The 13,743-nt window shown below is 66.5% G+C and carries 15 protein-coding genes; 6 read left to right on the top strand and 9 right to left on the bottom strand.

What is annotated here, in order from left to right; genetic code table 11:
* Positions 1–14 precede the first annotated feature (14 nt).
* Together IB243_RS24620 and IB243_RS24615 are read left to right on the top strand one after the other, a co-directional pair.
* Positions 15–704 (top strand): glutathione S-transferase family protein, encoded by a 690-nt coding sequence (locus tag IB243_RS24620; protein ID WP_057272876.1) that lies wholly within the window; start codon positions 15–17, stop codon positions 702–704.
* 17 nt (positions 705–721) lie between these two features.
* On the top strand, positions 722–1,240 hold the full coding sequence (locus tag IB243_RS24615) for a low molecular weight protein-tyrosine-phosphatase (protein WP_192429781.1): 519 nt from the start codon (positions 722–724) through the stop codon (positions 1,238–1,240).
* Between the two features lie 7 nt (positions 1,241–1,247).
* Here IB243_RS24615 and IB243_RS24610 read toward each other — a convergent pair whose 3' ends face one another.
* The 7 genes from IB243_RS24610 to IB243_RS24580 all read right to left on the bottom strand — a co-directional run bounded on the left by IB243_RS24610 (position 1,248) and on the right by IB243_RS24580 (position 9,509).
* Positions 1,248–2,330: an XdhC family protein gene (locus IB243_RS24610; protein ID WP_192429870.1), complete on the bottom strand. Its 1,083-nt coding sequence runs from the start codon at positions 2,328–2,330 to the stop codon at positions 1,248–1,250.
* Positions 2,331–2,519: 189 nt separating this feature from the next.
* Positions 2,520–3,146 (bottom strand): CoxG family protein, encoded by a 627-nt coding sequence (locus IB243_RS24605; RefSeq protein ID WP_010459765.1) that lies wholly within the window; start codon positions 3,144–3,146, stop codon positions 2,520–2,522.
* A gap of 46 nt (positions 3,147–3,192) precedes the next feature.
* Complete coding sequence (locus tag IB243_RS24600; RefSeq protein WP_010459767.1) at positions 3,193–4,431, bottom strand: VWA domain-containing protein; 1,239 nt, start codon at positions 4,429–4,431, stop codon at positions 3,193–3,195.
* A complete protein-coding gene (locus IB243_RS24595) occupies positions 4,418–5,332 on the bottom strand; it encodes a MoxR family ATPase (protein WP_192429869.1) in 915 nt (304 codons plus the stop codon). Before IB243_RS24595 ends, IB243_RS24600 begins: the two co-directional genes overlap by 14 nt.
* Positions 5,333–5,564: 232 nt before the next feature.
* Complete coding sequence (locus tag IB243_RS24590) at positions 5,565–6,356, bottom strand: xanthine dehydrogenase family protein subunit M (protein ID WP_192429780.1); 792 nt, start codon at positions 6,354–6,356, stop codon at positions 5,565–5,567.
* A 155-nt stretch (positions 6,357–6,511) separates the two neighbouring features.
* On the bottom strand, positions 6,512–8,899 hold the full coding sequence (locus IB243_RS24585; RefSeq protein WP_192429779.1) for a xanthine dehydrogenase family protein molybdopterin-binding subunit: 2,388 nt from the start codon (positions 8,897–8,899) through the stop codon (positions 6,512–6,514).
* Between the two features lie 139 nt (positions 8,900–9,038).
* On the bottom strand, positions 9,039–9,509 hold the full coding sequence (locus IB243_RS24580) for a (2Fe-2S)-binding protein (protein ID WP_192429778.1): 471 nt from the start codon (positions 9,507–9,509) through the stop codon (positions 9,039–9,041).
* Between the two features lie 178 nt (positions 9,510–9,687).
* Between IB243_RS24580 and IB243_RS24575 the strand changes: the two genes are divergently transcribed.
* Positions 9,688–10,833: a sigma-54-dependent Fis family transcriptional regulator gene (locus IB243_RS24575; protein WP_057225494.1), complete on the top strand. Its 1,146-nt coding sequence runs from the start codon at positions 9,688–9,690 to the stop codon at positions 10,831–10,833.
* Positions 10,834–10,961: 128 nt separating this feature from the next.
* Here IB243_RS24575 and IB243_RS24570 read toward each other — a convergent pair whose 3' ends face one another.
* Both IB243_RS24570 and IB243_RS24565 read right to left on the bottom strand, forming a co-directional pair.
* Entirely contained in the window at positions 10,962–11,768 is an 807-nt protein-coding gene (locus IB243_RS24570; RefSeq protein ID WP_192429777.1) for a TOBE domain-containing protein, read from the bottom strand.
* A gap of 39 nt (positions 11,769–11,807) precedes the next feature.
* A complete protein-coding gene (locus IB243_RS24565; RefSeq protein WP_057225491.1) occupies positions 11,808–12,251 on the bottom strand; it encodes a helix-turn-helix domain-containing protein in 444 nt (147 codons plus the stop codon).
* A 115-nt stretch (positions 12,252–12,366) separates the two neighbouring features.
* On the opposite strand from IB243_RS24565, the gene IB243_RS24560 reads away from it, so the two are divergent.
* The 3 genes from IB243_RS24560 to IB243_RS24550 all read left to right on the top strand — a co-directional run bounded on the left by IB243_RS24560 (position 12,367) and on the right by IB243_RS24550 (position 13,734).
* Positions 12,367–12,825 carry a DUF2938 domain-containing protein gene (locus IB243_RS24560; protein WP_192429868.1) on the top strand — a complete coding sequence of 153 codons (459 nt, stop codon included), beginning with the start codon at positions 12,367–12,369 and terminating at the stop codon, positions 12,823–12,825.
* A 61-nt stretch (positions 12,826–12,886) separates the two neighbouring features.
* Positions 12,887–13,489: a flavodoxin family protein gene (locus IB243_RS24555; protein ID WP_192429776.1), complete on the top strand. Its 603-nt coding sequence runs from the start codon at positions 12,887–12,889 to the stop codon at positions 13,487–13,489.
* Positions 13,486–13,734, top strand: coding sequence for a DUF2798 domain-containing protein (locus IB243_RS24550; RefSeq protein ID WP_192429775.1), 249 nt, complete (start codon positions 13,486–13,488; stop codon positions 13,732–13,734). The genes IB243_RS24555 and IB243_RS24550 overlap by 4 nt, the downstream gene beginning before the upstream one ends.
* Positions 13,735–13,743: the final 9 nt, after the last annotated feature.

Raw genomic sequence — 13,743 nt, 5'->3', positions numbered from 1 at the left:
TCAAATGTTCACCCATGATCACCGTCCACCACCTTGAAACCTCGCGCTCGCAGCGCGTTCTCTGGCTGCTCGAAGAACTGGGCGTTCCCTACGAGCTCAAGATCTACCAACGCGACAAGGCCACCAAGCTGGCCCCGCCCGAGCTCAAGAAGATCCACCCGCTGGGAAAATCCCCGGTGATCACTGACGGCAAGGAGGTCATCGCCGAGTCTGGCGCGATCGTCGAATACCTGGTGGAGACCTACGGCGCCCAGGCGGGCGGTGACCTGGCCCATCTGCAACCAGCGCCGCGCACGCCAGAGTACCGCCAGTGCCGCTTCTGGATGCACTACGCCGAGGGTTCGCTCATGAACTGGCTGGTGATGAAGCTGGTGTTCATGACGATTCCGACCCAGCCCATGCCCTTTTTCGTCAAGCCCATCGCCAAAGCCCTGTGTGGCAAGGTACAGGAAAAGGTGATTGACCCCAACGTGAACACCGCGCTCGACTTCATGGAGCAACACCTGGGCAACCACCGCTGGTTTGCGGGCGAGCACCTCACCATGGCGGATTTTCAGATGAGCTTTGCGGTGGAGGCCGCCCTCTCGCGCGCCAGCAAGGCCAGCGCCTGCCCCAACCTGCAGGCCTACAAACAGCGCATGGAGGCGCGCCCCGCCTACCAGCGTGGCATTGCCAAGGGCGGCCCGGTGGTGATGTCGGCCTGAGAACCTGCGGACAAGACATGCAAGACGAGCACGCACCTGCGGCCACCTACTCCGTGCTTTTTGTGTGCATGGGCAACATCTGCCGCAGCCCCACGGCCCACGGCGTGTTCCGGCACAAGGTGGTTCACAGTGGTTTGGCCGACCAGGTGCGTGTGGACTCGGCGGGCACCCACAATTACCACCCCGGCGAGGCGCCGGATGACCGCAGCCAGCGCCACGCGACGCAACGGGGCTACGACCTTTCCAGCCTGCGCGCACGGCAGATGCTACCCAGGGACTTCGGGCAACACGACCTGATCCTGGCCATGGACTGGGACAACCTGGCACTGGCGCAAGAGCGTTGCCCGCCAGAGCACACCCATAAGCTGCGCCGCATGACCGAGTTCTGCCAACAGTTCGACAGCCCCGTGGTGCCCGACCCTTACTACGGCGGGGCCGCTGGCTTTGAAGAGGTGCTGGACCTGGTGGAAGACGCCTGTGAAGGGCTGCTGCACCACGTGCGGCAGCAGTTGCAGTTGCGGGCCCGGCCCCGTTAGTGCACATCTAAGCCGCGCGCACCCCACATACCAGCACACCCGGGTCGTTGTGCGCCAGTTCCCGGTCGTTCTTGGCCTGGGCTACTTCCATGTCGCGCGGCAGGGTCACGCCGTTTTTGACGGCCAGGATTTCGGCCATCACGCTCACCGCGATCTCGGGCGGCGTCTTGCTGCCGATGTAGATGCCAATCGGCCCACGCAGGCGCGCCAGGCTTTCTTCGGTCTGGTCGAAGTGTTCGATCATGCGGGCATGGCGCGCCTCGTTGTTGCGGCGCGAGCCAATGCCGCCTACATAAAACGCGTCGGTGTTCAGCGCCTCCAGCAGCGCCAGGTCATCGAGCTTGGGATCGTGTGTGAGGGCCACCACACAACTGCGCCGGTCTGGCTTGAAGGCCAGCACCACGTCGTCGGGCATGTCGCTCACCACCGTGGCAGCGGGCACGTTCCAGCTGCCACGGTATTCCTCGCGGGGGTCGCACACCGTCACCGCAAAACCATTGAACAACGCCATGGTGGCCAGGTACTCCGCCAGCTGGCCTGCGCCGATCAGCAGCATCCGGTACTCGGGGCCAAAGGTGTTGGTCAGATTCTCGGCATCCACCACCAGCTCGGTCGGCGCTGCCGCAGGCGTCAGCGTGGCCACCCCATCGGCCAGGCGCACGCTGCGCTGCATCAGGCGCCCGGCCTCCAGCGCGGTGATCAGTGTTGCCAGGCTGTTGGGGTCAGGGTCGTACTCCAGCAGCAACTCCAGCGTGCCGCCACAAGGCAGCCCGAAGCGGTGCGCCTCGTCCGCGGTGACGCCGTATTTCACAAATGTCGGCGGGCCACTCGGAATGCAATGGTCTTTGCCCGCATTCGCCGTGGGAACGCCCTGCGCATAGGCCCGTGTATGGCGGTCAATCAGGTCGTCCTCAATACATCCGCCCGAGACCGAGCCCACCACAGACCCGTCTTCACACAGCGCCATGATGGAGCCCACCGGCCGGGGTGAAGAGCCCCAGGTGCGCACCACCGTCGCCAGCAGCGCCCGCCGCCCGGCAGCCCGCCAGCCCTGCAGCGTGCGCAACACCATCACATCCAGGTTTTCCATCGTTTCATCACCCATTCATTGCCACGGCTCACTCAGAAATCCGCCATCCACACCCGCCGCGTATGAAGCCGCGCAGCACCCATACCAGCGCCACCGTGGATCCGGCTTCGCCGGTCCACCGGAGGCGTCCCCCTCAGGGGGATGACGCGAAGCGGCTCAGGGGGAGCCCATTCCCCGGCACAGGGGGAGTCAATTGATCGCCCAGGCTACCAGCACCAGCGCCGCCGCGCCCACCACCCACACCCAAACCGGTATGCCGCTGGGGGGAATATCCTCCCCCGCCGACGCCGCCAGCGCCCCAGGCTCGGTGGGCGCTTCGGAAGAGGCCGCACCATCGTCCGCCGCTGCGCGCGGATGGCGGCGCTGCATCTCGTTGTCAAAGCGCTTGAAAAAATCCTCGGCCATGCTCTTGGCGGCGCCGTCGATGAGCCGCTGGCCCAGCTGCGCGATCTTGCCGCCCACCGTGGCATGCACGGTGTAGTGCAGCTCGCAGCTGGCCTGCCCTGCGGCATCGGCGGGCAAAGGCACCAGTTTGACTTGTGCATTGCCTTTGCCAAATCCCGCCACGCCACCCGACCCGTCAAAGGCAATGGTGTAGCTCTCGGGCGGCACGATCTCCGACAGCGTGATCTTGCCTGCGAACTTGGCAGACACGGGCCCAATCTTGAGCGCCATGGCGACGGCGTACTGGTTGTCACCGGTCGCCTCGACCTTGTCGCAGCCGGGGATGCACAGCTTGAGCACTTCAGGATCGTTGAGCGCCTCCCAGGCCTGCTGCTGGCTCACGGCAAGGGTGCGGCTGGCTTGCATTTCCATGGTGGATTCCTCTCGGTGTATGGACGATGGTTGTCTCTGAAATCAGTCACTGCCGGAGCACGGCAGCCAGGCTGGCCGCCAGGTCCTGCAGGCGGCTCAGGTTGTGCACGGCCACCATGCCGTGGGCCTGGCGGTGCAGCTCGGCCGCGCCGCGTGCCGTGGGCGCATAGCCCTCAAATCGCAACAGCGGGTTGAGCCACAGCAACCGGCCACAGTGGCGCCGCAGCCAGCCCAGCTCCTGCGCCAGCACCTCGGGCGTGCCCGTGTCCAGCCCGTCGCTGATCAGCAGCACCAGGGTGCGCCGCCCCACCAACCGCCGGGCATGCTGCAAACGCAGCTGCGCCAGGCTGTCACCCATGCGGGTACCCCCGGCAAAGTCACTGATCGAATGGCTGGCCACCTGCAGCATCGCGTCGGTGTCGGCCAGGCGAAAGGCCGGCGTGAGGTCAGTCAGCCCGGTGCCGAACGCGAACACATCCCGGCGCGCGGCGTCACCGGTGTGGCGCGGCGCGGTGGCTGCATGCAAAAAGGCGAGCAGCAGCCGCGCGTAACGCTCCATGGAGCCCGACACATCCACCAGCACCAGCAGCGGCAGCGGTTGCTGGCGCCGCTGCAGCAGCGGGATGCGCAGCACCTCGCCCCCATTGCGGGCCGCGTGGTGCATGGCGCCCGGCCAGTGCGGGCGGCTTCCGCGCACACCGGGGCGGGTGCGGCGGGCGGCGTAGCGCGGCAGGGGCAAGGGCACCTCGCGCGCCAGGCGCTCCACCAGCAGGTATTCGCTCGCCGAAAGCTGGTTGAAGTCGGCCTGGCGCAGACGCTGCAGATCGCTGGCCGTCATGGCGGCGTCGAAATCGATCTTCTCGTCCTCGCGCGGCGGGGGCGCGTTGCGGGCCGCACGCACGGGGGCCAGCGCCTCACTCACGCGCGGGCGGCGCTTGGCGGGCTCGGCCTTGGACTCCGCGCTGGGCAGCATCTGCGCGAGCAGCTTCTGCGCCACGTTGGGGTTGCGAAAGTACGCGTCGAACAACTCGCGGAACACCAAACGGTCCTGCTCGCGGCTGACCAGCACGGCCTCCAGCGCGGCGCTGAAATCCTCACGCCGCAGGCCCACGAGCATCACCGCCTGCTGGGCCAGCGCCATGCGGGCGGCGTCCACGCGCACTCCGGCGCGGCGCAGGGTGCGGCCAAAACCGCTCAGGTTGTCGGCCAGCTTGCCAGTCCGGGCATCGCCCAGTTGGGAAATGGTCTTGCCCTCTGCCACGGCTGCGCCCTCAGGCATCGACATCAGCGGGCTGCAGCAATTGCACCGCTATGTCGCGCGTGAGCGCCGCCACATCCTCGCGCTGTTTGAACAAAATGCCTGCGGTGTCGGACACCACTTCCGGGTCCACCACGATGGTGTCGAGCGCCACCAGCGCCTTGGCCCATTCCACGCTCTCTGCGATGCCCGGCGCGCGCTGGAAGGCATTGGCAAATGGCTGGCTGCGCAAACGGCCCACAAAATCCGCCACCTGGATGGCCAAGGCGGCGCTGGCATCCGGCACCTGCGCACGCACGATGGCCAGTTCGCGCTCGCGCTCGGGGTAGTCCAGCCAGTGGTACAGGCAGCGGCGCTTGACGGCGTCGTGCAGGTCGCGCGTGCGGTTGCTGGTGAGGATGGTGACCGGCGTGGCCGTGGCGCGCACGGTGCCGATCTCGGGAATGCTCACCTGGTACTCGCCCAGGTATTCGAGCAAAAACGCCTCGAAGGGTTCGTCGGCGCGGTCCACTTCGTCAATAAGCAGCACCGCACCGGGGGCGGGCGCCTGCAGCGCCTGCAGCAGGGGGCGGCGGATGAGGTAGCGATCCTGGTAGACCTCGCGCTCCACCTGCGCCATGTCGGCAGTACCTTTGCCTTCCGCCGCCCGCATGTGCAACAGCTGGGCGGCGTAGTTCCATTCGTACAGTGCCTCGCGCTGCTCCAGCCCGTCGTAACACTGCAGTCGGATCAGGCTGCGTTCCAGCACCTTGGAGAGCGCCTGGGCCAGCGCCGTCTTGCCCACGCCGGGCTCGCCCTCCAGCAGCAGCGGGCGCTGCAGCTTGAGCGCCAGGAACACGGCCGTGGCCAGCCGCCGGTCGGCAAAGTAGCCCACGCCCTGCAAGGCCAACACCAGGGCGTCGATGGAGGACAGCGCGGGGGCGGTCATGGGCGCAGGAGGGGAAACGTTCATTACTATAATTTTTATAGCTACTAGCGCTTTATAGATAAGCGCTAGAGGCCAATTTCATTCAAAAATTAACCTTGCATGCCACCCAAGGTGATTGCAACTGGCCTCGCAGCCCCGTAGGTCGGGTTAGCACGCAGGGCGTAACCCGACACCCGCGGAAAGAGTGGCGCAGCAATGTCGGCTTACTCTGCGCTCACCCGACCTACGGATCTCAACCCAGCATCTGCGCCACGGCCCTTTGCGTCTGCACGCTGATCAGGTTGGCGCGATACGCCGCACTCGCATGAATGTCGGCGTTCAGGTCGCTCGCATCAATCTTCACCGCCGCCGCCGATGCGGGCGTAAAGCTCTGGTTCAGCGCTGCTTCCAGCCCCGCATGGCGGAACACGCTGCTGGCCGCACCGGTGATGGCCACCCGCACACCACCCTCGGTCTGCGCCACAAACACGCCCACCAGCGAGAAGCGTGACGCCGCCTGCTTGAACTTGAGGTAGGCCGCGCGCTTCGGAATCGGAAAGCGGATCGCGGTGATGATCTCGCCCTCTTCCAGCGCCGTGGTGTACATGCCCACGAAGAAGTCATCGGCTGCGATCTCACGCTGGTTGGTGATGACCGTAGCGCCCAAACCCAGCACCGCGCTGGGGTAGCAGGCGGCCGGGTCGTTGTTGGCCACCGAACCACCCAGCGTGCCGCGCGCGCGCACCTGGCGGTCGCCAATGTGTGCGGCCAGGTCGGCCAATGCGGGGATGGCTGCTTTGGCGTCGGCACTGTTGGCCACATCCATGTGGCGCGTCATGGCGCCAATGAGCAGCGCATTGCCCTCGCGGCGGATGCCCGCCAGCTCGGGAATACTGTTGAGGTCGACGATCTTCTCGGGGTTGGCCAGGCGCAGGCGCATCGATGGCAGCAGGCTTTGGCCACCGGCCAGCAGCTTGCCACCCTGGGCGATGAGCTGTGCAGCGGCTGCGGTGGAGGAGGGATTTTCAAAGGTAAATGCGTACATGGAGAACTCCTGTCAGTTTTCATGCTTTGACTGCAAAGGCTCGCAGCCAGTGGCAAACGCGCGGCAAAGACCAGCGGCCGCCGGGCAAGGGCCGCCCCGCCGCGCTGGCGGCGTCCTCCTTGAGGGGGAAGGCGCGAAGCGACTCAGGGGGTGTTTCATGATTTGGCCGACTGGATGGCTTCCCACACGCGGTGCGGCGATGCGGGCATGTCGAACTCCTTCACGCCCAGCGGTCGCAGCGCGTCGAGCACGGCGTTGATCACCGCCGGTGGTGAGCCAATGGCCCCGGCCTCGCCGCAGCCCTTGGTACCGAGCGGGTTGTGCGTGCAGGGCGTGCAGACATGGCCGAGCTTGAACTCGGGAAAGTCGTCGGCGCGCGGCATGGCGTAGTCCATGAAGCTGCCGGTGAGCAGCTGGCCCGTTTCGCGGTCGTACACGCAGTTTTCCATCAGCGCCTGGCCAATCCCCTGCACCAGGCCGCCGTGCACCTGGCCCTCCACGATCATGGGATTGATGATGGTGCCGAAGTCGTCCACCGCAGTGAACTTGTCCACGCGCGTGCTGCCTGTGGCCGGGTCGATTTCGACCTCGCAGATGTAGGTGCCGGCGGGGAAGGTGAAGTTGGTCGGGTCGTAGAACGCGGTTTCGTTGAGGCCCGGCTCCAGCACATCCAGGGGATAGTTGTGCGGCACGTAGGCAGCCAAAGACACCGATCCGAACGGAATCTTCTTGTCGGTGCCCCGCACGCTGAATTCGCCGTTGGCAAAGTCAATGTCGGCGTCGCTCGCTTCCATCAGGTGCGCCGCGATCTTCTTGGCCTTGGCCTCGATCTTGTCCAGCGCCTTCATGATGGCCGCCCCGCCCACGCTGATGGAGCGCGAGCCATACGTGCCCATGCCGAAGGGCACGCGGCCCGTGTCGCCGTGCACGATGTCCACGTTCTCCACCGGGATGCCCAGGCGCGCGGCCACCACCTGCGCAAAGGTGGTCTCATGCCCCTGGCCGTGGCTGTGCGAGCCGGTGAACACCGTCACGCTGCCCGTGGGGTGCACACGCACCTCGCCACATTCGAACAGGCCCGCGCGTGCGCCCAGGGCGCCCGCGATGTTGGACGGCGCAATGCCACAAGCCTCGATGTACGACGAATAGCCAATGCCACGCTTCAAGCCCTTGGCCTCGCTGGCTGCCTTGCGCGCCGCAAAGCCCGCCACGTCGGCCAGCTCCTGCGCCTGCGTCATGCACGCGTGGTAGTCGCCCACGTCGTACTGCAGCGCCACGGGCGTCTGGTAGGGCCAGCTGGTGATGAAGTTGCGCTTGCGGATCTCGTCCTGCGACAGGTTCATCTCCCAGCCGCAGCGGGTGACCAGGCGCTCCAGCAGGTAGGTGGCTTCGGGCCGGCCCGCGCCCCGGTAGGCATCGACCGGCGCGGTGTTGGTGAACCAGGCATCCACCTCCACATAGATCTGCGGCGTGGTGTACTGGCCCGCCAGCAGCGTGGCGTACAGGATGGTGGGCACCGCGCTGGCAAAGGTGCTGAGGTAGGCGCCCATGTTGGCGTCGGTGTGCACGCGCATGGCCAGGAACTTGCCATCCTTGTCCATCGCCATCTCCGCATGGCTCACATGGTCGCGGCCATGTGCGTCCGACACGAAGGACTCGCTGCGGTCGGCCACCCACTTGATGTTGCGGTTGAGCTTCTTGGCCGCCCAGGTCAGGCACACGTCCTCGGCATACAAGAAGATCTTGGAGCCGAAGCCGCCGCCCACGTCGGGCGCGATCACGCGCACCTTGTGCTCGGGCAGGCCCATCACGAAGGCCGTCATCAAGAGGCGCTCGACGTGCGGGTTCTGGTTGCTGACGTACAGCGTGTATTCGTCGTTGGCGCGGCTGTACGAGCCAATGGCGGCGCGCGGCTCCATCGCGTTGGGGATGAGCCGGTTGTTGACCAGATCCAGCTTGGTCACATGCGCGGCGTTGGCAAAGGCCGCATCCACAGCGCCCTTGTCGCCAATGGCCCACTTGTAGCAGTGGTTGTCGGGCGCGGCATCGTGCAGGCCTGCGCCGGCTACGGTGCCTGCTGCGGCATCGGCCACACTGACCACGGCGGGCAACACGTCGTAATCCACCTCCACCAGCTCGGCCGCGTCGCGCGCTTGCTGCTGCGTGAGGGCCACGACCATGGCCACGTGGTCGCCCACATAGCGCACCTTGCCCTGGGCCAGGATGGGGTGCGGCGGCTCCTTCATGGGCTGGCCATCGGTGCTGGTGATGAGCCAGCCGCAGGGCAGGCCGTTGATGTTGTCAGCCGCCACGTCGGCACCGGTGAACACGCCGAGCACGCCGGGTGCGGCCTTGGCGGCATCCACGTTGATGCTGTTGATCTTGGCGTGCGCGTGCGGCGAACGCACGAACACCGCGTGGCTTTGCGCGGCCAGCACCACGTCGTCGGTGTACTGGCCCGCGCCGGTCAGGAAGCGATAGTCTTCCTTGCGCTTGAGCGATTCGCCGATGTGCGGCAGCTTGGAAAAGTCGGATGCACCCATGGTTGTCTCCTGGTGTGTGAAATTCGGGACGGGACTACCGGGTTTGCATTCAGTCGGATAACTAGGCGGGGAGCCGCAGACAGTGCTGTAGCACGGCAAGGCGGCCCAACGACGTTAGCCGGTTGAAGGCAAAGCCGGCTTAGGCCGAGGCCATGGCCTTTTGGCCGACCTGTACTGCGCGAACAATGTTCTGGTAGCCCGTGCAGCGGCAAATGTTGCCTTCGAGCAGCTCGCGGATCTCGCCTTCGCCAGCGTTGGGGTGGTTCTGGCACAGGTCCACCGCGCTCATCACCATGCCGGGGGTGCAGAAGCCGCACTGCAGGCCGTGGCATTCCTTGAACGCCGCCTGCATGGGGTGCATGGTGCCGTCAGCGGCTGCCATGCCTTCGATGGTGGTCACCTCGGCCCCCTGGGCCTGCACCGCCAGCATCGCGCAGGATTTGACGGCCCGGCCGTTCACATGCACCGTGCACGCCCCGCACTGGCTGGTGTCGCAACCCACATGGGTGCCGGTGAGCAGCAGGTGCTCTCGCAGCGCATGGACAAGCAGGGTATTGGGGGGGACGTCAACACTGGCAGCGCGCCCGTTGACCGTGAACTGGACTTGCATCTGGCTGTCTCCTGGAATGGTTTTGGCTGGATTGGCATTGCGCATCTTCTGCCGCGCCCCACCACCCATCCCTAGGGACAACCCTAGATTTCCGAGGGTCCTCGCTGGATATTCTCAAAATGAAACATGTTGCAGCGCACACCGGCGCATCATGCGCAGCTCAAGGATTCGGTTCACCATGCTGTCCTCCGCGCCCACCTCCCCCACCCACCGCCATGCGCTCATTGCACAGGCCCGCCAGACCTTGCTGGCGGACGGCGCAGCGCCCCTGCGCGCAGAGGTGGAGCCTTGGATTGCGCGGTCGTGGCAACGCTGCCTGGCCCAGGGGCTCCATCCCACCCAACGTGTTGCGTTTGATGCCGTCAGTGCCACGGCGCTTCGCCGCAGCCGGGAGCAGAACCAACACTTGCTGCGCGCGGCACGGCCCGTGCTGCAGCAGCTCACCCGCGCCATTGCGGGCATGCACTACTTCGCGATGCTGACCGACGCACGCGGCATCGTGGTCGATGTGCAAGGCCATTGCGACCAGGGCGACCCGCGCGCCAGCGCCATCGGCCGCGTGGGCATCGACCTGTCCGAAGCGGCCGTGGGCACCACCGCCATCGGCGCAGCGCTGGCCGAGCTGCAGCCCGTGTGGCTGCACCGGGGCGAACATTTTTTTGACGACAACGCCAGCTATAGCTGCGCAGGCGCCCCCCTGTTCGACCCCCAGGGCCAGTGCGTGGGCATGCTGGACCTGACCGGTGTGGATGTGCCGGAGCGGCCCGAGCTGCGCCACCTGGTGGCCCGGTCGGCCCGCGCCATGGAAGACGCCTTGCTGCGGCAGTTGCCCCATGCCCTGCTGCTGCGCGTGAACTGGCCTGGTTGCCCGCTGGGCAGCGAGGGCGACGGCCTGCTGACGCTGGACGGCGATGGGTTTGTGGTGGGCGCCAACAGCATGGCCCGCCAACTGGTGCCCCAGCCGCTGCGTACACCGGGGGCACCCACCCATGCCAGCGACCTGCTGGCCCTGCCATGGGCCATGTTGTTCGATGCTGCCCGGCGGCACCCGGCGCAGCCGATCGATTTGCCCCTGTGGTCGGGACTGCGCCTGCAGGCTTTGGCGCAACTGCCAGAACACGCCCGTGGCGCCAGCCCTGTCGCCACCCTGTCCCCGGTGCTGGCGGGGGCACCCCCCGCCGCAGCGCCGCTGCGCGAGGCCGAAACCGCCCTGATTCGCCAGGCCGTGCAAGACGCCCGTGGCAACGTGGCAGAAGCCGCCCGGGTGCTCGGCATCAGCCGCGCCACGGTGTACCGCAAACTAGGCCATCCCAAGGGGTTTTGATCGGCAGCGGGGACGCTGATCGGCGGTGCACAGCGAAAAATTTAAGCCAAATTTGCCCTTAGCGCTTACTATAAAAGCGCCAATAGCTATTAAATAAATAGCAAACCAAGCCAGCGACAGGTCTGGCGTCAGACCTCGGCCAAGGCCAGTACCACGGCGTTGTCTTCCACCACCAGCACGACCGGGCTGCCCGCGCGCAGGCCACTGCCGGGCGCCGCAAAGCCCACCATCTGCAAGCCACCCACCAGTTCGGCAGACACCTCGTCACCGGATTCGCCCCGCACCACGCGCGTGGCTTTTGCTGGCAGGCGATGGGTACCGGGGGCATTGGCCACCGCCCCCGCAGACGCCAGGCGCCCGCCCCGCTCCACCCGCACCGCCGTGGCCTTGCACAGCGCCTGCACGGCCAGCCCGGGCTGCAGATCCAGCAGCTCTGCGCTCTCACGGGTGATGCGGGAGGCCAGCACCGCACCATCTGCACCACCGACACCATCGGCCCCGAGGCGCAGCTGCACCCCCACGATCTGCCCCTGCACCAACAGCCGCTCGACCACACAGGGCAATTGGTTGCGCATGCTGGTGCGCACCGCCAGCCGCGCCAGCGCAGGGCCCGCGTGCGGCGTGGCCTGCCAGCGCGAGAGCACAGCCCCCCGCGCCTGCGCCATCGCATCGGCCGCCGCCAGCAGCTGGTGCCCCGCCTCGGTCAGCTGCGCGCCGCCGCCCCCCGCCCCGCCCACGGCCCGGGCCACCAGCGGCGTGCCCGCCAGGTTGGTGAGCGTGTCCACGGCCTGCCACGCCGCCTTGTAGCTCACGCCCACGGCACGCGCGGCCTGCGAGATGGAGCCACAGGCGCCGATCTGGCGCAGGATGTCGATGCGTTTGTCGGCCAGGGCATGGCCCAGCGCATCCGTGAGGGAAAGAGAAACAACAGGCATCCGTGGATGATGCCTGAGCGGCCCCTTCACGCATTCTCTTCACGCAGCCTTGCGGTGCAGCCCCGTGACCGGTTTTGCAAGCTTCTGCTGGCGCGCCAGCGCGCCGTCCGCAGCAGCCTTCAACAACCGCTGGAACGAGGGGCATTGCGCGTGGCTCTCCGCCGGGCAGGCCGCCGCGTGCCGCAGGCCATTGCTCATGGCCTTGAGGCGTTTGACCATGGCATCGAGTTCATCGGCCTTGGCCGAGAGCAGTTGCCTGTCAATGCTGGGCTCGCCGCTGGGCAAAAACATGGCGCGGATGTCATCCAGCGAGAAACCCGCCGATTGACCGAGCGCGATCAGCGCCAGCTGGTCCAGCACGCCCGGCGCAAACCGGCGGCGCTCTCCGGGCTGGCCCACGGAGCGCAGCAACCCTTTTTCCTCGTAATACCGCAGCGTGGATGCCCGCAGCCCGGAGCGCTTGGCGACTTCCGCAATGTCCATCAAAAACCTCTTGACTTCAAGTTGACTTGAACTTCTATATTCCATTCAAAACCTCCTTCCGTCAACTTTTCGAGGTGCTTTGATGACACTCCCACTGCAAGAAATTCCCCTCGCGATGCTGATAGGCATCGGCGCCACCGCCATCATGGACACGTGGCTTTTGCTGCTCCGGCGCATGGGCGTCCCCATACTCAACTTCGCGTTCGTTGGCCGCTGGGTGGGCCATCTGTTTCGGGGCCAGTTCGCCCATACAGCCATCGCCAAGGCGGCGCCCATCCGGGGCGAGCTGGCCTGGGGCTGGCTCACGCACTACGCCGTGGGCGTGGCCTTCGCCACCGTGCTGGTCGGCATCCAGGGCGCCGCCTGGGTACACCACCCCACCCTGCTGCCTGCGCTGGCCGTAGGCATCTGCACCGTGGCGGCACCGCTGCTGGTGATGCAACCCGCCATGGGCGCGGGCTTTGCCGCATCGCGCACCGCTACGCCGCTCAGGAACTGCCTGCGCAGCCTGGTCAACCACACCGTGTTTGGCTTTGGCCTGTACCTGTCCGCGCTCGCCATCGCCCTGGTGTGATGTCGCGACGACGCCTCCCCACTCTTTTCCCCCTCGAAACCACCTGTCTGGAATCCATGCAATGAAAACCATCGCCATCATTTATCACAGCGCCCACGGGCACACCGCCCACATTGCCCGCCAGGTGCTGGAGGGCGCCCAGGGCGTGCCCGGCATCCGGGCCGATCTGCTCCAGGCCGAAGACCTGGCCCGTACGCCCGATGATCTGCTGCGCTACGACGGCTTGATCCTCGGCTCGCCCACCTACCTGGGCGGGGTGTCCGGGCCGTTCAAGACGTTCATGGACGCCACTGGGCGTCTGTGGAAAACGCAGCAGCTCAAGAACAAGCTCGCGGCGGGCTTCACCGTGTCGTCACTGCCTGCGGGCGACAAGCAGTCCACGCTGCTATCGATGTTTGTGTTTGGCATGCAGCACGGCATGGTGTGGGTGGGCAACCCCATCCTGCCGGAACAGCATTCCGGGGTGCCGTACGACGAAGCGGCCAACCGGCTGGGCTCCTGGTCGGGCCTGATGGCGCAGGCGGGCCATGGTGCAGCGCCAGACGCATTTGTGCCAGGCGACACCAAGACCGCCCGAATGTTCGGCCGGCATTTCGCAGAGACCCTGCAGCGCCTGGGCGGTGTGGCCATGACTGAGCAGCCTGGCCAGCAGGTCGCGGCATGATTCCCACCCGCTACGGCCCCGTGCTGTTCAGCCTGATCCTGTCTGGCGTGATGTCGCTGCTGGTGTCCGGCATCTCCACGTTTCGTGCCGTGCCGGTGGACCAGGGGTTTCTGGGTCTCTGGGCGGGTGCTTGGCTCACGGGGTGGCTACTTGCCTTTCCTGCAGTGATGCTGGCGGCGCCGCTGACGCGCAAGCTGGTGACGCTGCTCACGGCCCGGAGCCCCAGCGGATCAGGACACGGATGACGTGTGGCG

The organism is Acidovorax sp. ACV01 (genome assembly GCF_014851495.1).
Lineage (GTDB): Bacteria > Pseudomonadota > Gammaproteobacteria > Burkholderiales > Burkholderiaceae_C > Acidovorax > Acidovorax radicis.
This window is presented reverse-complemented; position numbering and strand designations above follow the sequence as displayed.